At 47.7% G+C, this 19,579-nt stretch carries 21 protein-coding genes and 3 pseudogenes; 16 read left to right on the top strand and 8 right to left on the bottom strand.

Annotation, left to right across the window (positions count from 1 at the left end):
• Positions 1 to 6 precede the first annotated feature (6 nt).
• The 9 genes and pseudogenes from pqqC (at position 7) to LH51_RS13085 (ending at position 8,020) form a co-directional block, all read left to right on the top strand.
• A pseudogene (pqqC, locus tag LH51_RS13120) lies at positions 7 to 760 on the top strand (pyrroloquinoline-quinone synthase PqqC).
• A complete protein-coding gene (pqqD, locus tag LH51_RS13115) occupies positions 760 to 1,026 on the top strand; it encodes a pyrroloquinoline quinone biosynthesis peptide chaperone PqqD (protein ID WP_036522813.1) in 267 nt (88 codons plus the stop codon). Before pqqC ends, pqqD begins: the two are co-directional and overlap by 1 nt.
• Positions 1,019 to 2,146 (top strand): pyrroloquinoline quinone biosynthesis protein PqqE, encoded by a 1,128-nt coding sequence (gene pqqE, locus LH51_RS13110; RefSeq protein ID WP_036522810.1) that lies wholly within the window; start codon positions 1,019 to 1,021, stop codon positions 2,144 to 2,146. The genes pqqD and pqqE overlap by 8 nt, the downstream gene beginning before the upstream one ends.
• 3 nt (positions 2,147 to 2,149) lie before the next feature.
• Positions 2,150 to 2,491 (top strand): hypothetical protein, encoded by a 342-nt coding sequence (locus LH51_RS13105; RefSeq protein ID WP_036522807.1) that lies wholly within the window; start codon positions 2,150 to 2,152, stop codon positions 2,489 to 2,491.
• A gap of 220 nt (positions 2,492 to 2,711) precedes the next feature.
• Positions 2,712 to 3,518, top strand: coding sequence for an alpha/beta hydrolase family protein (locus LH51_RS13100; protein ID WP_036522804.1), 807 nt, complete (start codon positions 2,712 to 2,714; stop codon positions 3,516 to 3,518).
• Complete coding sequence (locus LH51_RS13095; protein ID WP_268746575.1) at positions 3,508 to 4,044, top strand: alpha/beta hydrolase family protein; 537 nt, start codon at positions 3,508 to 3,510, stop codon at positions 4,042 to 4,044. The genes LH51_RS13100 and LH51_RS13095 overlap by 11 nt, the downstream gene beginning before the upstream one ends.
• Positions 4,045 to 4,440: 396 nt before the next feature.
• Positions 4,441 to 4,916 (top strand): annotated as a pseudogene (locus LH51_RS22845) (FIST N-terminal domain-containing protein); the annotation flags it as partial.
• The gene (locus LH51_RS22840; protein WP_327125008.1) at positions 4,902 to 5,426 is read left to right on the top strand and encodes an FIST C-terminal domain-containing protein; all 525 of its coding nucleotides are present in this window, start codon (positions 4,902 to 4,904) and stop codon (positions 5,424 to 5,426) included. The pseudogene LH51_RS22845 and the gene LH51_RS22840, both read left to right, overlap by 15 nt.
• Entirely contained in the window at positions 5,426 to 8,020 is a 2,595-nt protein-coding gene (locus tag LH51_RS13085) for a hybrid sensor histidine kinase/response regulator (RefSeq protein ID WP_036522798.1), read from the top strand. The genes LH51_RS22840 and LH51_RS13085 overlap by 1 nt, the downstream gene beginning before the upstream one ends.
• A 31-nt stretch (positions 8,021 to 8,051) precedes the next feature.
• Here the strand turns inward: LH51_RS13085 and LH51_RS13080 are convergent, their stop codons facing one another.
• The 7 genes from LH51_RS13080 to LH51_RS13055 form a co-directional block, all read right to left on the bottom strand.
• The gene (locus tag LH51_RS13080) at positions 8,052 to 8,726 is read right to left on the bottom strand and encodes a response regulator (RefSeq protein ID WP_036522795.1); all 675 of its coding nucleotides are present in this window, start codon (positions 8,724 to 8,726) and stop codon (positions 8,052 to 8,054) included.
• 45 nt (positions 8,727 to 8,771) lie between these two features.
• Entirely contained in the window at positions 8,772 to 9,338 is a 567-nt protein-coding gene (locus LH51_RS13075) for a rhodanese-like domain-containing protein (protein ID WP_052063768.1), read from the bottom strand.
• 146 nt (positions 9,339 to 9,484) lie between these two features.
• Complete coding sequence (locus LH51_RS22835) at positions 9,485 to 9,754, bottom strand: ABC transporter permease (protein WP_235263730.1); 270 nt, start codon at positions 9,752 to 9,754, stop codon at positions 9,485 to 9,487.
• 74 nt (positions 9,755 to 9,828) lie between these two features.
• A complete protein-coding gene (locus LH51_RS22830) occupies positions 9,829 to 10,287 on the bottom strand; it encodes an ABC transporter permease (RefSeq protein WP_235263729.1) in 459 nt (152 codons plus the stop codon).
• On the bottom strand, positions 10,281 to 11,021 hold the full coding sequence (locus LH51_RS13065) for an ATP-binding cassette domain-containing protein (RefSeq protein WP_036522792.1): 741 nt from the start codon (positions 11,019 to 11,021) through the stop codon (positions 10,281 to 10,283). Before LH51_RS13065 ends, LH51_RS22830 begins: the two co-directional genes overlap by 7 nt.
• Entirely contained in the window at positions 11,018 to 11,989 is a 972-nt protein-coding gene (locus LH51_RS13060) for a YVTN family beta-propeller repeat protein (RefSeq protein ID WP_036522782.1), read from the bottom strand. The genes LH51_RS13065 and LH51_RS13060 overlap by 4 nt, the downstream gene beginning before the upstream one ends.
• A 20-nt stretch (positions 11,990 to 12,009) precedes the next feature.
• Positions 12,010 to 13,197 carry an ABC transporter substrate-binding protein gene (locus LH51_RS13055; RefSeq protein ID WP_036522779.1) on the bottom strand — a complete coding sequence of 396 codons (1,188 nt, stop codon included), beginning with the start codon at positions 13,195 to 13,197 and terminating at the stop codon, positions 12,010 to 12,012.
• A 172-nt stretch (positions 13,198 to 13,369) separates the two neighbouring features.
• Between LH51_RS13055 and LH51_RS13050 the strand changes: the two genes are divergently transcribed.
• The 7 genes and pseudogenes from LH51_RS13050 to LH51_RS13025 all read left to right on the top strand — a co-directional run bounded on the left by LH51_RS13050 (position 13,370) and on the right by LH51_RS13025 (position 18,950).
• Positions 13,370 to 13,810, top strand: a complete 441-nt coding sequence (locus LH51_RS13050) for a hypothetical protein (protein ID WP_036522777.1) — start codon at positions 13,370 to 13,372, stop codon at positions 13,808 to 13,810.
• Positions 13,811 to 13,946: 136 nt separating this feature from the next.
• Positions 13,947 to 14,396, top strand: a complete 450-nt coding sequence (gene pedF / locus LH51_RS13045) for a cytochrome c-550 PedF (RefSeq protein ID WP_036522774.1) — start codon at positions 13,947 to 13,949, stop codon at positions 14,394 to 14,396.
• Positions 14,383 to 15,225, top strand: a complete 843-nt coding sequence (locus LH51_RS13040; RefSeq protein WP_052063767.1) for a substrate-binding periplasmic protein — start codon at positions 14,383 to 14,385, stop codon at positions 15,223 to 15,225. Before pedF ends, LH51_RS13040 begins: the two co-directional genes overlap by 14 nt.
• A gap of 129 nt (positions 15,226 to 15,354) precedes the next feature.
• Positions 15,355 to 15,720: pseudogene (locus LH51_RS24825) on the top strand (thiosulfate oxidation carrier protein SoxY); the annotation flags it as partial.
• 56 nt (positions 15,721 to 15,776) lie between these two features.
• Positions 15,777 to 16,115, top strand: coding sequence for a thiosulfate oxidation carrier complex protein SoxZ (locus tag LH51_RS22825; RefSeq protein ID WP_235263728.1), 339 nt, complete (start codon positions 15,777 to 15,779; stop codon positions 16,113 to 16,115).
• Between the two features lie 15 nt (positions 16,116 to 16,130).
• Positions 16,131 to 17,063, top strand: a complete 933-nt coding sequence (locus tag LH51_RS13030) for a quinoprotein relay system zinc metallohydrolase 1 (protein ID WP_036522772.1) — start codon at positions 16,131 to 16,133, stop codon at positions 17,061 to 17,063.
• Between the two features lie 120 nt (positions 17,064 to 17,183).
• On the top strand, positions 17,184 to 18,950 hold the full coding sequence (locus LH51_RS13025) for a PQQ-dependent methanol/ethanol family dehydrogenase (RefSeq protein ID WP_036522769.1): 1,767 nt from the start codon (positions 17,184 to 17,186) through the stop codon (positions 18,948 to 18,950).
• A gap of 146 nt (positions 18,951 to 19,096) precedes the next feature.
• On the opposite strand, the gene LH51_RS13020 is transcribed toward LH51_RS13025, so the two are convergent.
• On the bottom strand, positions 19,097 to 19,378 hold the full coding sequence (locus LH51_RS13020) for a hypothetical protein (protein ID WP_036522766.1): 282 nt from the start codon (positions 19,376 to 19,378) through the stop codon (positions 19,097 to 19,099).
• Positions 19,379 to 19,579 lie beyond the last annotated feature (201 nt).

The raw sequence follows: 19,579 nt of genomic DNA, 5'->3' as shown, positions 1-19,579 counted from the left end.
ACCTTGATGAACCCTATAGTTAACGCTTTAAGTCGAACCGAGTTTGAACAGGCCCTGCGTGACAAAGGCGCCTATTACCACACACATCACCCCTATCACCAGGCCATGTATGAAGGCCATGCGACGCCAGAGCAGATTCGTGCTGGGTGGCCAATCGTTTTTACTATCAAATCAGCATTCCGATTAAAGATGCTGCGATTATGGCCAATTGTCCTGATCGTGATGTGCGGCGTCATTGGGTTCAGCGAATTTTGGATCACGATGGCTATGAAGGTGCCGAAGGTGGTATTGAAGCATGGTTGCGCTTAGGTGAGGCGGTGGCTTATCACGTGAAGAAATTCTTTCACAAGAGCATGTATTGCCCGGTGTGCGTTTTGCCGTGGATGCCTACGTTAATTTTGCCCGCCGTGCCACCTGGGAAGAGGCCGCCAGTTCGTCTTTAACGGAGCTGTTTGCGCCGCATATTCACCAGTCGCGTCTGGATGCCTGGCCGACGCATTATCCTTGGATCAATGCCGAAGGCTATACCTATTTCCGAAACCGTTTGACCGAGGCGCGTCGTGATGTGGAGCAAGGCTTAAAAATTACCCTGGATCACTATCAAACGGCTGCACAGCAAACCCGCATGCTGGAAATTTTACAGTTTAAACTGGATGTGCTTTGGACAATGCTGGATGCGATGAGCATGGCTTATGAATTAAACCGGCCGCCTTACCACACGGTTACGGATACCGCTGTTTATCATCGGGGACTATTCTGATGCCAGGGTCTATTCCCGTGATTAATCGTATGTTTCGTTTGCAATGGGAAGAGGCGCAAGCGGCCTGGGTGTTGCTTTACCCTGAAGGGATGGTACAACTTAATGCCAGCGCAGCAGAAATACTCACCCGTATCGATGGCATAAAGAGTGTTGACGACATACAGGCAGAGCTGAACGCCAAATACCCGGACGCGGAAGATTTAGAGCAGGATGTGAACGAGTTTTTCACCCATGCACAAACACTTAACTGGATAGACTATGTCTGAGACTGCCAAGCATCGACAACCGCTTTGGTTGTTAGCTGAGTTAACCTACAAATGCCCTTTGCAATGTCCCTATTGCAGCAACCCTCTGGATTTTGCAGCGGCAGGGCAGGAGTTAACCACCGAGCAATGGATCGACGTTTTCACCCAGGCGCGTAAAATGGGCGCTGCCCAATTGGGTTTTTCCGGTGGCGAGCCCTTGGTGCGTCAAGACCTGGAAGTTCTCATTGCGGAAGCACGGCGTCTGGGTTATTACACCAACTTAATTACCTCGGGTATTGGCTTGAATGCGCAACGCATCGCACGCTTTCACGAGGCGGGATTAGACCATATTCAAGTAAGTTTTCAGGCGTCGGATGAAGCGGTGAATCAGATGCTGTCTGGCTCTGCCAAAGCCTTTGCCCAGAAATTAAAAATGGCGCGCGAAGTCAAAGCACAAGGCTATCCGATGGTGCTGAATTTCGTTACCCACCGGCATAACATCGATCAAATTGACCGCATTATCGAGCTGTGTGTTGAGCTGGAAGCCGACTATGTTGAGCTGGCTACTTGCCAGTATTATGGCTGGGCGTATGAAAACCGTGAGGCCTTGTTGCCGACTCAGGCCCAACTGGAACGCGCTGAACGTATCACCAATGAATACCGTGAACGTTTGGCCGCGCAGGGGCATCCGATCAAGTTGATTTTTGTAACACCGGATTATTATGAACAGCGCCCGAAAAAATGTATGAACGGCTGGGGCGAACTCTTCCTGACTGTCACGCCGGATGGTACCGCGTTGCCTTGCCACAGTGCGCGGATGCTGCCGCTTTCCTTCCCGAATGTGAAGGATCATAGCCTGCCCTATATCTGGAATGACTCTGAGGGCTTTAACTATTTTCGTGGCAAAGGCTGGATGAAAGAGCCTTGTCGCAGTTGCGATGAACAGGATGATGATCTCGGTGGTTGTCGTTGTCAGGCTTTTATGCTGACGGGCGATATGCACAATGCCGATCCTGTGTGCAGTAAGTCTGAACATCACTCACTCATATTGGAAGCGCGTCTTGCCGCCGAGGCTGATGTGTCAGCAAGCGCCATGACCTTTCGCAATGAACGTAATTCGCGTGTCTTTTTTAAAGGCTAAGAGATGAGCCGCGTGCCTTCAGCTGCCAGGGTCGTGCAGGGGTTTAAAGAATACCACTCTGTCTCGGCTGTTGCCTCTGGTGTGGCCTGGGTCGAATCGAATCCGGCTACTGGTCGCAACCGCCTCTTTTTAAGTGAGCAGGGAAGCGTGACAGGTATCACACCCGAACAGTGCAGTGTGGGCAGTCGCGTCAATGGGTATGGGGGTGTGGCCTGGGTGCTGTTGGACGATGCCTTTGCCTGGGTGAATGCCACAGACCAACAAATCTGGATCAGCCTTATCCCCGTGAAAAGGGTGTTGCAATCGATACTTCCCTTTCCTCCAGCTCTCTGCATGCCGCTTTAACCTCAACCCCTTGGCGCAGCTTTGCTGATTGTATTTATGATTCAGCGCGGAAACGCTTAATCGCCGTGTGTGAATCCCAGGTTGAGGGTGCTGCAGAGAATCAACACAGCTTGGTAACGATTGATTGCGCCACAGGAGCGGTGGAGGATCTCATTCAGGGGGCTGACTTTTATGCCTCTCCTTGTTTAAGTTCTGACGGCCACACCTTGGTATGGATTGAGTGGAATCATCCGCATCAGCCTGGTTATCGACGCAGCTGGTCTCTATTCAATTGCATCATGATGGAACACTGGATCTGTCTACTCAGACGCAGTTGGCCAATAATGCCAGCTGGTTGCAACCGCATTTTTCACCTGAAGATGATTTAGTCGCACTGGGTGATCCTGATAACTGGTGGAATCCTTACGTATTTGTACAAACAGCACACAGACACATCGAAGCGGTACGCCTGTTCGATGAGATCTTTCCCGTCGAGTTTACAACCGCCCCTTGGGCACTGGGATTGAGCACCTATGCATGGGACAATCAGGGACATTTGCATGCCCTGGTACAGGACAAAGGCTACAGTCATTATTGGCGTTTTGATGCGCAAAGCAAGGCTAAACAGTCGGTCACCTTGCCCTTTTCACGCCTAAGCAGTCTGAGTTTAAGCGCCACCCATGCGTATCTGGTGGCAGACTCCGAAGATCGCTATCCGGGTGTCATTGCGCTCGATCTTGCCGAGTTGAGTTGGCAGATCATCATTGGCGCAGGCAAGCCTGATTACCCAGTCAATCTGCCTCAGTCTTATTGGATCAAAGTGGCAAATACGTATGATGTGCAAAGTTTTTACTATCCGCCACAAAAGCAACTGACTCATGAGCAGACGCCACCGCCCTTAATTCTGCTCACCCACGGTGGCCCGACTTCAGCAACCTATCCCGTGCTAAATCCCCGTGTCCAATACTGGACATCAGCTGGTTTTGCCGTGCCGATATTAATTATCGGGGTTCCTGTGGTTATGGGAGAGCATTTCGTTGTGCCTTAGCCGGGCGCTGGGGGTGGCTGAGGTAGAAGACGTTGAGTATTTGGTGGATCAACTCGTGGCCGAGGGTCTGGCACACCCTGAAGCTTTGTTTATCCGCGGACAAAGTGCTGGAGGCTACACTACCCTGATGGCGCTGATACATTCCGCGCGTTTTAAGGCTGGCGCCAGTCTTTATGGTGTAAGTGATCTGGTGCCGCTGAATGCACAGACCCATAAATTTGAGTCGCATTACTTGAGCTGGCTGGTTGGAGATGAGAGTGCATTGCGCAACCCAAAGCGTTCACCCGTGCACCAGGCTGAAGCTGTTTCGGCTGGCGTGATTTTTTTCCAAGGGCTTAAAGACACAGTGGTTCTGCCGGAACAAACGCAACGTATGGTTAAGGTTTTAAGGAAACAGGGCACCGCTGTGCAAGTGACTTATTTTAATAATGAGGCACATGGCTTCAGGTTGGCTGAAAATCAACAAAGCGTGTTAGAGCAGGAGCTACAATTCTATTTGCGTTTTATAACCCTGTCTTTGGGATAGACTGTAGCATAAGCAGGTCGATAGGTTGGAACGCTTGCGTATTACACAACATAGCCATTGAATTGTGACCGTTTGTTGCTGTTAAAATATCGACTAAAGTTTGTATTTATAGGTCTGAAGTATAGTATCGCTTGTACCCGACTCTTTCTAAGCTTAATGATGTGCTGAGTGGATTACACTGAGATACATATATAACGGAGTCAGGCTCAATTGATGAGTATAGGTTTTTAAAGTGAATGCACCTTTCGTTTAAAGCCGATTGAGACTGCCAAGACTAATTTGGCAGATACTGAAGCGGCTGCGTTAGAATTGTCCAATCAGTTATTGCATCCTGACTTGGGATTCGTACTTTTTTTCTGTTCTGCTGAATATGATCTGGAAGCGCTTGCTCATGCCATGGCCAGTGCTTTCCCGGATATCAAACTGGCCGGGTGCACGACAGCAGGCGAGCTTACATCGACAGGTTATGAGCGCGGTTCCATTAGTGCCGTTGGCTTTGACAAGCATTTTTTTGCAATAGAAGTGGGTCTGGTTGCAGAGCTTGATGGCTTTGGACTGCAGCAGGCGCAATCCCTGGTCGATAAACTTTTTTTGCAGGGACGGCACAAGCAGGTTGCACCAAGCAAAGGACACACCTTCGCCATGACGCTGCTGGATGGCCTGTCAAGTCAAGAAGAAATGGTGCTGGTGGCGTTGGATTCAGCCTGGGAAACATTCCTCACTTTGGCGGATCAGCGGGTGATGATATTCAGCTAGCTAATACCCATATTTTTTATGATGGTCAGTTTCATAATGAAGCAGCCGTGCTTATCTTAATTAATACACCTTTGGATTTTGAGGTTTTTACAACGCATCATATGCGTAGTCTGGATAAGAAATTAGTGGTTACAGCGGCTGAACCGTCTTCTCGTGCAGTCATGGAGTTTAATGCCGCACCGGCTGCCTTAGAGTACGCCGCCCTCGTGGGTATTGCGCCAGAGGATTTAAACCCCAAAGTGTTTGCACTGCATCCTTTGGCGGTAAGAATTGGCAATGAGTTTTACGTCCGCTCCATTCAGCGGGTCAACCCTGACATGAGTTTGACCTTCTATTGCGCTGTCGGTAATGGAATCGTGCTAACCGCCATGGAGCCACAACCGATTTTGCCGGATCTTGAAAGACGTTTTGCTGAAATCGAATCGAGAATAGGCACACCAATTATCACCCTGGGGTGTGATTGTTTCTTACGTCGATTAGAAACCGAACATCTGGGTGCTTTACAGGAAGCCTCGGATTTTTTCGTTAAACACCGCGTGGTTGGCTTTAACACCTATGGCGAGCATTTTGATGGTGTGCATATTAATCAAACCTTTACCGGTGTGGTGATTGGCGGTTTGCGCTGATGAACCAGTCACGACCCTCCTCTGATGAAGTTATTGCCGAGCTTAAATACGAAAATGAAAAGTTAAGGCGGATCAACCAGGCCCTGATTGAACGTGTCGAAGCTGGGAGTTCAATGAGTGCAGCACCTTATGCGGCCTTTGAGCACTCTGCCGTACTCGCAGAGCAGGTGAGAGATAGAACCGAAGCACTCTCTGTCACCATGGCCGAGTTAAAAGCCAGCAACCGTGCGCTTAAAGAAGCAAATCAGGAAGCTGCAACCGCTCATCAGCGTCTTATTGATGCAATTGAAAGTATCTCTGATGCTTTTGTTTTGTTTGATAATGAGCGCAGGGTTCTTCTTTATAATAGCCGTTTCAGTGAGTATTGGCGTGAGGTTGGGGTCAGTATTACCCGCGGAGTCAGCATTCATGATATACGCCGTTTAACCCGTGAAAGAGGACTGGTCTCTGAGGTTTATTCCGAAGAGGCTGATGCCGCCAAGATTTTGCACCTCAGTAACGGGCGTTGGGTACAGATATCCGAACGTCAAACGGGTGATGGCGGTTTAGTGGTGTTGTATACGGATATTACTGATTTAAAAGCCAGTGAGGCGGTTCAGCGGGAGAAAGCGCTGGCACAAAAGTCCCATCTCTTACAAAGCACCGTTGATAACCTGTCCCAGGGCGTGAGTTTGGTCAATGCCGAGGGGCAGTTGGAAATTTGGAACCGTCGTTTTCTTGAGTTAACCACTTTAAGTCCGCAGCAGGTGTTGTCATCAGCTGATTTTGAGGCACTGATGGCGCAATCTGAAGTTGTGTTTTTATCACCCAGACAGACTAAGGATGAGGTCAAACCGCTACTCGAATTAGAGCAGCGCTTGCTCGATGGCCGGGTTATTGAGATTAAAACACATCCCATGCAATCTGGTGACTATGTTAACACCTATACGGATATTACCGAGCACTACCGCTACGCTGAAAACTTGCGTGAAAGTGAACGCTGGATACGCCTTATCACTGACCACGTACCCGCGCTAATTGCCTATTTGGGTGCGGATATGTGCTACCGCTTTACTAACCAGGTGTACGATGACTTTTATGGCTGGCCCCGCGGTTCATTGATTGGTGAGAATATCAGTCGCGCTCATGGTGAAGCTTCATTTACCAAGCTGCTGCCCTATGTTGAACGGGCTTTGAAAGGTGAAAGCGTTAACTTTGAAATCGAAGAACAAAATGCGGCAGGTGAAAACCGGTATATGCTCAAGTCGTACGTGCCGAATCTTGATCTGGAAGGCGATGCCGTTGGTTTTTTCGTTCTGATTCGGGATATAACGGAACGTAAACGCACCTCGGAAGCCCTGCAACAAGCTTACATTAATCTTGAACAACGGGTGCGTGATCGAACATCAGAGTTGACCGGGCTAAACCAGAAGCTGCGTACTGAGATCAATGAGCGAAAAACCATCGAATATCGTTTGATTGAAGCAAAGCAAGAAGCCGAACAAGCCAACCTGTCCAAAACCAAATTTCTTGCTGCTGTCAGCCATGATTTACTCCAGCCCTTGAATGCGGCACGACTTTTTACCGGCGCATTGCTGGAACAAAAAATTCCAGAACAGATTTTTTCATTGATTAAGTCGATCAGCAATTCGCTGGAGGATGTGGAAAGTCTGTTGGGTACCCTGGTTGATATCTCTAAACTTGATGCTGGAGTCATTAAAGCCGATGTTGCATCGTTTCGACTTAAAGAGTTGCTAGATAATTTGGCGGTTGAATATAAACAGATTGCTGAAGCCGAAAATATCGGCTTTAGCTATCAATCGAGCGAGGTAATTGTGTCTTCAGATGCAACCTTGCTGGCGCGTATTCTGAGAAACCTGCTGACCAATGCAGTACGCTATACGCCCACTGGTGGTAAAATTCTGTTGGGCTGCCGTCGTCAAAGTCAGTCAGTCTTAATCCAGGTTTACGATACGGGTTGTGGGGTTCCCTCAGATAAGCTGGATGAAATTTTTCTCGAGTTCAAACGCCTGACACCCAACAAAAATCGTCAGGATAAAGGGCTGGGCCTGGGGTTGGCTATAGTGGATAAGATTGCCCGCATCTTGTCACATCCCATTCATGTGCGTTCTCAGTATGACAAGGGTTCGGTTTTTTCTGTTGAGGTTCCTCTGGGTGAATTAGCACCACATAGTCTATTGCCTATCCATGAAGAACAAGGCTTTGATCGTTACCTGGCTGGTGCAAAGATATGGATGGTGGATAATGATCCATCAATATGCAATGGGATGCGCGTATTGCTTGAAGGCTGGGGTTGTTCAGTGATTACAGCCACAGGGCTTAGTGATTTACAGGAAATTATCAGCATCGGTAGTACGGAGGTAGATCTCTTGATAGCTGACTATCATCTGGATGATGATGTGGTCGGTACAGATGTCGTTAAAGAAATATTGGCCTGCCGTACTAGAGCGATTCCTGTGTTGATGATAACCGCAAATTATAGCAATGAATTAAAGCAACAGATGCGTGAAGCGGGTTATGCTTTGATTAATAAGCCTGTTAAGCCGCTAAAACTGAAAGCCACCTTGTCGCATTTATTAAAAGCAGGCGATTGAACATTATCTATCCAGTGATATCTTTCGTTTCCTATCGACGTAAATAGTTAGAAAAATTTATGTCGCTTGCGGCTAAAATAGCTTGCACGCGGTTGTGCACACCCAGTTTAGATAAAATAGCAGAAACATGCGCTTTTACAGTGGTTTCGGCAATATTTAACTGGTAAGCAATTTGCTTATTCGACTCACCAGTGACCATGCGTTCCAATACTAATAACTGACGTCGGGTAAGCGACATTAAGAGTTCAGATGGAATTTCCGGGTTATTGCTGCTTTTCCGGTGACGCTGCATATTCGGATCTTGGGTCTGCCGAATAATATCGGGCGGAAGATAGACATTTCCTTTTAATATTTGTTCCAGGGCTTCGGTCATTTGCGCACGGGGTGATGATTTGGAGATAAAACCAACGGCTCCGCAGGTGATCGCCTGCAATACGATTTGTTTGTCATCTTCAGCGGATACGATGACAACAGGGATAGTCGGGAACTCATTACGTATGGAGATCAGGCCGTTTAAGCCATTCATGCCCGGCATATTCAAATCTAATAAAACCAAATCTAAATCGTCATCAGCCTGCGCCATGATCAGTGCTTCATCAAGACTCTCGGTCTCAAGAATATCTGCATCTGGGTAAGCTGAGGCTATCACGCTTTGTATGGCCTCTCGAAAAAGGGGATGATCGTCGGCTACAAGTATCTTATACACGGTTATTCTCACTCAGCTTTAAGGGTAGAGTACCCTTGTTTATTGTTATTCTGTGTAGAGTAAAGCTTCGACCCCAAGGGGTTCAGGCGCTATCTCAACCAGCGGCAAGCCGGCTTCATGCCATCCATCACTACCATCAGCGTACCAATAGAGTTGAGTATAACCCCATTGCGACGCACGGCGCACAGCATTCCATGACATCCAGCAATCTGCGGTACAAAAAATAGCAATCGCCTTGCTTTTATCCCTTCCGGTTAATGCTTGTAAATGCTCTGAAAAATATCTCAGCCAGTGCTCTTCGGCTTCGCCCCAGCCAACATTAGGCAGCCAGACACTGTTGGGTAATGTCCGACGTGGCGGGTTTGAAATAAATATCCCATTTCGCCAGGTTACAGGCTGGACATCGATCAGAATTATTTCGTGATTAGCCTGCAGTTTACTCAGTAATGCAGCGGTTGTAATTAAACGGCCACCGTCTACCTGATCTGGTGTGGCACTTCGGTAATAGCTTATTCTGTAGCCATCTTCTGAAAAATGGGGTAACTCATCCGCCTGCACTGAAAGCACTAAAGTTAACATAGCTAGTAAAAAAAGAGTTTTCACCCGTTTCACTCATTTCACCTGCTTCATCTGTTTTTATTATTAAAGACATTACACCGCTTAAGTATTAAGACCTGAATTAGACCATGTGGCTAAAAACCAAGTACTGAAGTAGTAAGTTTAGTTTGTTCTTATGTAGCAAGCCTAACCTGCTGCTTTTAAGGCTGGGAAGAGGATGTCGATGTAATGACTTTTTCAGGTTTAAATCCCCAAATGGCCAGCAATCCAAAGCCGCCAGTGGTCAGCAGAGTAATCACCAGCGCCTGGGTATTGAGCTGTTGATACAGGGCAAATCTGACCAACTCGACCGCATAGGTAAACGGGTTGAGGCTACAGACCCAGTAAAGCCATTCACTGCTTTCGCGCATTCGCCATAGAGGGTACAGTGCCGATGACATAAAAAACATGGGGAAAATCACAAAATTCATGACTCCCGCGAAATTTTCCAGCTGACGTATTTTCGATGACAGGAATAGACCGATAGCACCTAACTCCAGGGCTGTCAGTAACAGTGCGGGTAATGCATAGAGTAATCCTGGGTCGGTAAGCGGATATCGAGCAATATAGCGATGGCATAAAAGGCATAGACTTGAATTAAGGAAATAATCGCTATAGCCAATAGCTTGCTGAATAATAACCAGGCACGGGGCAGAGGACTCATCAGCAACACGCGCATACTCCCCATTTCGCGGTCGTAGACCATTGATAACGCACTTTGCATGCCATTAAACAGCAAAATCATGCAAGCCAGACCCGGAATGATGTAGGTTTCATAGGTAATATAGGTTGCATAGGGTGGCGTTATCGACAGACCGAGTGCGGCTCTGAATCCTGCAGCAAATACCACCAGCCAGAGTAGCGGGCGAACGAGTGAGCTAAAAAAGCGCGAGCGCTGCTGAATAAAGCGTAAGAATTCACGGTATAAAATGCCTTTGAAGCTGTAGAAATACAAACTCAACATGACACATCTCCCGTTGCCAGGCCGGTAAGTTGCTCAAACGCTGCGGTTAAATCAGTACAGCTGGTTAGTTTGAGTAAATCCTGGCCCTTGCCCTGAGCAACTAATCGGCCCTGATCCAGGACGATAATGTGATCTTCAGGCTGCAATTCATCGATTAAATGCGTGGTCCAGAGAAGGGTTAAATTATCGCTCTGACACAGGGAGCGGACATAACTGTTAAGTTCCAAACGGCTTCGGGTGTCTAGCCCCACGCTGGGCTCATCTAAAAGCAGTAAGGATGGTCGATGTAATAGAGCCCGCGCAATTTCAACACGCCGCCGATGCCCACCATTTAACGTGCGCACCTTATCGTTGAGTCGATTAGACAGCCCCTGGCGCTCAAGCTCCTCACCAGCGCGCTGCTTAACCGCAGACGTAGAGAGGCCATGCAATGCACCGTGATAATGCAAGTTCTGCAGAACGGTGAGATCCAGATCGAGCGTGCTTTGTTGAAAAACCACGCCAATGTGTTTCATGAGCTGGCGAGGCTGCTGCGCTAAATCCAACTCTTCCAGTTGAATACAACCCTGTTGCAAAGCCAACAAGCGCGTGATCAGCGAAATTAACGTACTTTTACCCGCTCCATTGGGGCCTAGTAACGCATTAAACTGACCTGAGGGAAGGTCGAACGTCAGATCCTTCAGGACCTGACGTGACCCATAGCTAAAGCTTAAGTCCCTGAGCGATAAGCTCATCTAGGGGTCGCCACGACGCCCCAAGGGTAGCGTCCTACTTTTAAGGTTTTAATCACTTCGCGTTTTTCGACATCAATAATCGACACATCGCCACTGACACCGTTGGTTGAGAGGACAAACTGATCATCAGGTGTCAGTCCCACGCCCCAGACCCGGCGTCCTACCATGAAGTATTCTAAGACCTCATAGGTTTGTTGATCGATCATCGCTATATGGTTTGCAGGTCCCAGGGCGACAAACGCATAACGACCATCTTGTGTGAGCTGAATACCCACAGGTTGTATACGATCGGGATGCACCCCTTTAATAGCAAATTCTATTTTATGAATCTCGCTGCGCTTGTCGACATCATAGATAGTGACAGAGCCACCAATTTCGGCGGATGCCCATAAATATTTACTGTCATGGCTAAATTCAACATGACGTGGGCGTTGATCGATGACCGTATTGTCTACTAATTCAAGTGATTCGGTATCAATCCAGTGCAACATGTTGGTCGTTTCACTGGTGTTGACCGCCCATTTGCCGTCCGGGCTGACGCCCATGCCTTCCGGTTCAATACCGACTTCAATCTGCGCCAACACCTGATGTGTGTCTGTATCGACAACAGAAACGATGTCGTCGTCCTCGTTGGCAATAAACAGAAGTCGATCATTCGGGTGCAGCGCAAACTGCTCAGGGTCATCGCCAGAAGGAAGGTCTGTGATGAGCTCAAAGGTTTTGGCGTCATAGATCTCAACACGATCAGAATCACTGGCGCAGACATAAAGTCTGGAATAGTCGCTACTCAGTAGAATACCGCGTGGGCGCATGCCAACCTCAAAGGTATTTACCACCTCCCAGGATTGCGTGTCTATAACCGAGATGGTGTTATCGCGTTCATTAGAAATGAATGCGTTTCCGGCCCAGCTCGAACCGGTAAACAACACACCGGCTATCAGGCTTGTAAGTACGTGTTTTTTAAACATATATGACTCCTGTTATTATTTTACTTAACCTTGCACTGACTTTCAGGTGCATCAAAACCCAGCGTATCCAGGTCCGTCACCGGGTGTAAAAATCCTTCTTGCGGAGATTGAGATACTAAAGCCCTGGGATGTACGAGTGGGATAGGTTGCTTTAACTGTCCACTCCAGCCACGAAATTCCAAACGACGTCCTTTGAAACCTGACAACTGAAAATTTTCCGACAGAATAAATGCCCTGACGGTTTCGAGATCATCAGTTTTGATAAGGGTGATGGCTTCACCCAGGCTGCGAACGCCAGCCCAGGCGGCATAGTCCAGTTCGTTCATCCACCGATCAGCATGGCGTTCAAAGCGACTGTGCAGCTGCGCTGCCCCCCAGGCTTCAACCGCTTTGTGCCAGCCTGTGGGTGTCAAACCTTGAGTCCCGGCAACAGGGCGCGGAAGCCAGGTATTAAATAAAAGAAATTCGCCAAAATCGCCACGCTCATCAGCGACGATGACGACATCATAATCACGAGCGCGGGTAAAGGCCGGGAGTTCTTGTTGTGCACTGCGGCGTAAATCCGTATCAAAGCTCCAGAATTTTTCTTCAATAATACGTCCGCCAAATCGGTCGGCAGCACGATGTATTGAGGCCGCATAGGCTTTGTCAGCGTCGGTTTGACCAGTCACTAACAGCCAGTTCGTCCAGCGTCTGGCCGCCAGCCATTGCCCAAGTGCATCCGCTAACATGGCGCGAGAAGGGATGGTGTGAAGGAGGCCGGGTATACATTGATCAACGCGCAAGGCGTTATCCTTGCTACCTGCATTGAATATCAGCGCATCATCACCGGTGATCGAATAAAGTCTGCTGAGTTGTTCACTCGGCAGGTTGGCAACAAAAAAGCGCACGCCATCCTGATGAAGATGCTCGGCAAAGTGAAGCAGTTCATCAGCATCGTCTGACTGAAGCGCCTCAAGGGTGTAGGTCTGTTTTAGAAATCGGCCGGTTGTATTGTTATCGCGTAAAGCGACCTCGGCCCCTTTCAGACCTGAATCATCCGGTTCCGGGAAAGCGTTGGATAAAAGAGGGCCTTTGTCCTCTTCATAACCCAGGTAAGCAATACGAATATTCAATTCATCTGCATTAGCTGTGTTGATTGAAATGAATAGGCTGCTTAATAATGCCAAAGCAAAATAGGCAGTCGCCAATGTTTTTATCGTTTTCATGGCATCTATTTCTTTGTCGTTAAGTTGTTATTCAATCCTAGTGGCTGAAATCAAAAAATGAAATGTGAATAAAGTAGTAATTAATCAGTACCTAAGTACTATTTTTTTAAAGTTCACATGAGTTAGTCTAATTTAGAAATAATGATAAATTAATAAAAATAAGGAAAAAACTATGAAAGCCATAATGAAAAGTGTTGTCTGTGCCTCCTTGTTACTGTCATCCAGTATGGTTTGGAGTGCTGGTGACTTGGCGCAGCGCCCGGAACGGCTTCAACCTATTGAATTAGGTAAACTTACTGAGACTGAGTTGTTGGACTATTACATGCAACCGAAAGAATATACTTTCGTAACAGGTCAGTCCTATCGCCTTAAAATACAGGCTTCCGGCTTAAAAGAATATGCATTTCGTGCACCTGACTTTTTTGAATCTATTTACATTCGTAAAATTGAAGCGGGTGGTGTTGAAATAAAAGGCGTTGGTTTAAGTGAATTAGAGTTTGAAGATGTAGGTGAAGCGGAAATATTTTTCGTTCCTGTCCGTGCGGGTGAATTTCCTTTTTATGTAAAAGGACATGAAGAGCGTGGTATGGCAGGTGTTTTTAAAGTTGAATAAAAATTCCACTTAAATATTAGTACCTAAGTAGTAGTAATTATAACCCAAGGATGAATCAAAATTTAAATGGTATTTGCCCACTATAAATGATCATAAAAATTAAGCTGTAAATAAATCTAATAATGGGTGAATGAGTATGAAAAATGTAGCCAATCTTTTGGGTGTTTTAACCGTTGCTACGGCTTCCCTTGGTTTCTCAGGTATGGTTTCTGCACACGGTGATGTTGTACCACAATCCGTGGATACTAAAGGGCTTACTCCTTTGGGAAATGAGACCTGGTTAGAAGAAAATCCCTACCATAAAGAACATCCTGAATACGAAGTTGCAGTTCGTATTGGTGCCTCAGCCTATAATCAAAACTGTGCGCGTTGTCATGGTCTTGAGGCCATTTCAGGTGGCATTGCTCCAGATTTGCGTGAGCTGGAAAATGGATTTGTCGGTGATGAGTGGTTTATCTATCGCGTGCGTGAAGGTGCTGTGCGTGATGGTCGCGTTTACATGCCTCGCATGGCCGATCATATGGATCAAGAGGCGGTCTGGGCTATTCGAGCCTGGTTGGAGACAGTAAGTCTTGAAAGCAACTAATCTCAAATCAATCATCGTTTTTCTTGCGCTTGCTCTGCTCTATGCAGGGCAAGCGCTTGCTCGACCCTATGATGAGCTCATGGCGTCGGGGTTTTTGCGGGTGGGTGTTTATGAAAACTTCCCACCCTATTCCTTTAAAGATGATCAAGGCCAGCCTCGGGGTATTGATGTCGATTTGGCACAACATATCGCCGATGAAATGGAACTAAGCCTGGAGTTGTTATGGATGCTTCCCGATGAAGATCTTGGCGATGACTTGCGCAATTACCTTTGGCGAGGACATGTGCTCGACCATGATCACAAGCATGAACGGCTGTCGGGTAAAAAAGTGGCAGATCTTCTGCTGCGTATTCCTTATGACAAGGCTTACAACTATGCGCGGGGCTATATAGGCGAAGGTGTGTATGCCTACCAGCATGATCTGGTGGTCATGATGATGCCCTACCAGCGCGAAACCTGGGCGCTTGCCCACAATAACACTCGCCTGGAAACCGTCAGAACACTTGCCGTTTTTCAATATCATCCCATAGCCGTCGAAATAGAAACCGTACCAGCCTTCATGCTGACGTCTGTTTTCAATGGCGCCTTACGCGATCAGGTGCGTTTATACCGGAGTGCGACTGAGGCTTTTAATCAGTTACTCGAAGGAGAGGTTGCGGCAACAGTAGGGTTACGAGGAGAGATTGACTGGTTTTTGCATCAGGCTCTACACCCCGCCATCGTGAAAGGTGAAACTACCTTCCGGCACTGGGTAAGCAGGAGTGGGATGTGGGGATTGCTGTGCGTGAAGCTGATCGTCAGCTTGGTTATCACGTTGAAGGGATTTTAGAGCCTTTGGTGATGTCCGGAGAGATCGCAGAAATTTTTCAACGCTACGGTGTCTTCTGGGAAATCCCGAGCTTTTATGATTTTTAATTTACGTCCCAAGCGAGCATAACAATAAAAGAGGCATGGGGTTATGAAAACAATACATCCGCTATTGATCTGTCTGGTTACTGCCTTGCTCAGTTTGCCCTTGAGTGCAGAGGTGCATGACAGTGTGATGTGGGATTACTCCCGAAAAATCTTCTTGGGAGACGCTGCAGAATATCAGTTCGATGCACGCATTAAGGTTGTCTTGCCTGATTTTGCTGAGGATTCAATGCAAGTGCCGCTGATGGTTGATGCAACGGGTGTAGATGAGCCCATTCAAAAAATTATCGCTTGGGCAGACTATAACCCGATCCAACATATCTTTACCTTTTATCCTCAATCGCAGCTATCACCTAAATTAACCCTGCCTTTTAAAGTTCAACAGAGCACACCTGTCAGGGCGGCTGTGCTTACTGAGTCCGGCCTTTGGTTGGTCGGCAGTGGTTTTGTGAACGCAGCCGGTGGTGGTTGTACCCTCCGAGTGAATCAAGACAAACAGATGATTGGCATAAATCACTGGGTAAAATCAGCGCGGGTCGATTTGCACTGGGTGGGCAGGATCAGGCCGAACGCTTCAAGTTCAAAGTCATGCATCCGATGGATACCGGATTGGTGGCGAGCATACCCAGCTTTTACATTGATCAGGTTGAACTCAGAAGCCACTCAAATGAAATCCAGGGTCGCCTGGAACTATCGCCAGCCGTTGCTGAAAACCCGGTGTTTACCTTTGATACCCAGGTTGAGGATGTAGCCTTGCAGCTGTGGTTGCGTGACAACGATGGCAACGAATTTAGACGCGCCATGTAACTGAAGGAACAGACTATGCGAATCTTATACTTACTTGGACTACTGCTCGTCTGCCCCGTTGTTGCCCAGGCTCAGGCATTCACTTATCAGTTGCTGCCAGAACAGATTGCAAAGAATACCTGGGTTGTAACCGGGCTCACGGAAGATTTCTCCTCTACCAACGGTGGCGATGTTGTGAATAGCGCATTTATTGTCACAGATGTTGGAGTTTTAGTGTTAGATACAGGGCCCTCCAGGCGCTACGGTGAAGCGCTTCGCCAGTTAATTTCAGAGATTACCGCTCAACCCATCCTGGCTGTTTATAACAGCCATCACCATCCAGACCACTTTTTAGGCAATCAAGCCTTTGCTGATCTGCCAATTTACAGTTTGCCATCAACCCGTGCGCTTATTTCCAGTAGAGGCGAGGCCTACACCGAAAATATGTACCGTCTGCTAGGTGACTGGATGCGAGGTACGGATGTGCTGCCGCCCTCACACAACATCGAATTGGGCGAGCATTGGATCGGTGAGCATCAATTAACGTTTATGGCGTTTTCGGGACACAGTGGCGATCAGGCCGATCTGGTGATTTTGGATAACTCCACAGGGGTACTGTTTGCCTTCGATTTAGTGTTTAACGAACGGGCTTTAACTACGCCGGATACGCCAGGTTTACAGCAGTGGATTGAGGATCTGGAGCATCTGGGGCAGTTGTCTTTTCAGTACTTAGTGCCCGGCCACGGAGTCGTTACATCAGATGCGACGCCTATTGATCAGACACTATCCTACTTGCGTTGGTTAGATGCCTTGCTGGATACCTCTTCGCGCCAGGGTTTAAGTGCCATCGATGTGATGCTACAGCCTATACCGGAAGAATTTGCTGAGGTAACGCTGACACGGTCAGAGTTACAACGCAGTGTTGTGCATCTCTATCCCGCTTACGAAGCCCGGTTTCTTGTTGAGTAGTACGACCATTGTACTGTTTGTTCAGCACGAGAGAGGAATAGTCGATTCAGGGCAAAAGATCACAATGAACTATTCCTGATAAAACCGGGAAAACAACAATAATCCGTAAAGGTGATAAAAATGAAACAACGCCATGTACAAACATTTGCTATAAGCGCCCTGGTGGTCGCTATGGGGCTGGGTGCTCAAACCCATGCCGTGACAAATGAAGATATCCTTAATGACCACCTCTCTGTTGACCGCATAGTGACGGATGGCATGGGGCTTCAAAAACAACGCTTTAGTCCATTAACCAAGCTGAATCCGGATAATGTTCAAGAATTACGTCCGGTCTGGGCGTTTTCGTTTGGTAGTGAAAAACAAAGGGGGCAAGAATCGCAGCCAATCGTAGTTGATGGCGTCATGTACGTGTCCGCTTCGTATTCACGCGTTTTTGCTGTGGATGCCAGAACAGGTGAGGAACTCTGGGAATACAACGCCCGTTTGCCCGATGGCATTATGCCTTGTTGTGATGTTATCAACCGAGGTGTGGCTGTATATGACAACCTGGTGATCTTCGGGACCCTCGATGCGCGTTTGGTCGCCTTGGATAAAGATACCGGGCGTGTCGTTTGGCGTAAAACGGTCGGTGACTATCAAGAGGGCTATTCAATCACCGCGGCACCGTTGGTGGTTAACGGTAAGGTTATTACCGGTGTCGCTGGTGGCGAATTTGGTATTGTCGGTAAGGTTGAAGCGTATGATGCCAAAACTGGCAATATTATTTGGTCACGTCCTACTGTAGAGGGGCATATGGGTTATGTCTGGGAGGGGGATACCCAGGTTGAAAAAGGTATTACCGGTGGTGAAGCGGGTCAAAGCTGGCCAGGTGATCTCTGGAAAACCGGTGGTGCGGCAACCTGGTTAGGTGGAACCTATGACCCGGATAGCAATTTGCTGTTCTTCGGGACAGGTAACCCGGCCCCCTGGAACTCGCATTTGCGTCCTGGAGATAACCTTTATTCGGCTTCACGTCTGGCCTTAAATCCTGATACGGGTGAGATTGTCTGGTCGTTCCAAACGACACCTAATGATGGCTGGGATTATGATGGTGTGAACGAAGTTATCCCATTTGACTACCAGGACGAGGGGCAAACAGTTAAAGCGGTAGCAACAGCAGACCGTAACGGTTTTTTCTATGTATTACAGCGTGAAACTGGTGAGTTTATTCGCGGTTTCCCCTTTGTTGATAAAATCACCTGGGCCTCTGGCCTGGATGATAATGGTCGTCCGATTTTTGTAGACGAAAATCGCCCAGGCAATCCAGCCAAAACTGAAGATACACAAGGCGTCACGGTAACCACTGCTCCCTCCTTCCTGGGTGGTAAAAACTGGATGCCCATGGCCTATAGTCAGGAGACGGGTTTATTTTATGTTCCTTCCAATGAATGGGAGATGGATATTTGGAACGAGGATGTAACCTACCGCAAAGGTGCGGCTTATTTAGGGGCTGGCTTTACGATTCGACCTCTAAACGAAGATTATATAGGTGTGTTGCGGGCCATGGATCCCAAAACAGGGGAGGAGGTGTGGCGTTATAACAACTATGCACCGCTGTGGGGCGGGGTGATGACGACCAAGTCTAATCTTGTTTTTGCCGGCAACCCTGAAGGTTACCTGATGGCATTTGATGCCAAAACCGGGGAGATGCTCTACCGCTTTAATACGGGCTCAGGCATAGTCGGTACACCCGTTACCTGGGAAATGGATGACGAACAGTATGTCTCCATCGTGTCCGGGTGGGGTGGTGCTGTACCGCTGTGGGGCGGTGAAGTGGCTCAGCGAGTCAGTGCTTTTAATCAGGGTGGATCGGTATTTACGTTTAAACTACCTAAAGCCTATGAATAAGCATCAACCGTGCTTTGATTAAGTGCCAAAAGGCAAGTGCGCTGCACTTGCCTTTTTAGTTTTTTTGGCCATTTGAGATGACTAGCTTTTCTGATAGCTTTCCTGTGCGTAAGAGCTGAATAGTGTCTGCTCCAGGCCAGGGTATCTTAAGATGTCAGGCAGAGTTCAGCCGTATAATCAGGATATTCCTGTTCCAGGCGTTCGGCCAGCGCTGTACCGGCTGGCGTGATAAAAATACCCCGCGACTTACCGGCTGCAATTTTCAGATAGCCTTTGTCTTGCAACACCTGCATGTGTTGAAAAAATTCATTGTATTCCAGTTCACTGAACTGGTTTCTGAGCGTTAGCATTACGGGTGGAAAAACGCCGTTGCGTTTACCCAGTCGCTTCAGGGCAATCAGAATGTTCGTCTCTATTGTGCTGATCATAGGTAATCACCTGTATAATTGATCAAAGTATAACCAATTATATACGACTTTTGTTGCAGTGCAACATATTTTTGGCTTTTCTGACAGAAATACTCGGATAAGCGGGGTATTCGACTTTAGTTGAGTATTGTAACGTGTTTTCAATCGGAGTTTTACCCCTTTAGGCGCTGCAAAGGGTAGAATAATTGGCGCTGTTAAATA

Origin of the sequence: Nitrincola sp. A-D6, assembly GCF_000764495.1 — a bacterium.
Taxonomy (GTDB): Bacteria; Pseudomonadota; Gammaproteobacteria; order Pseudomonadales; family Balneatricaceae; genus Nitrincola.
The sequence above is the reverse complement of the archived record's forward strand: the minus strand, read 5'-3'. Positions and strand labels throughout refer to the sequence as shown.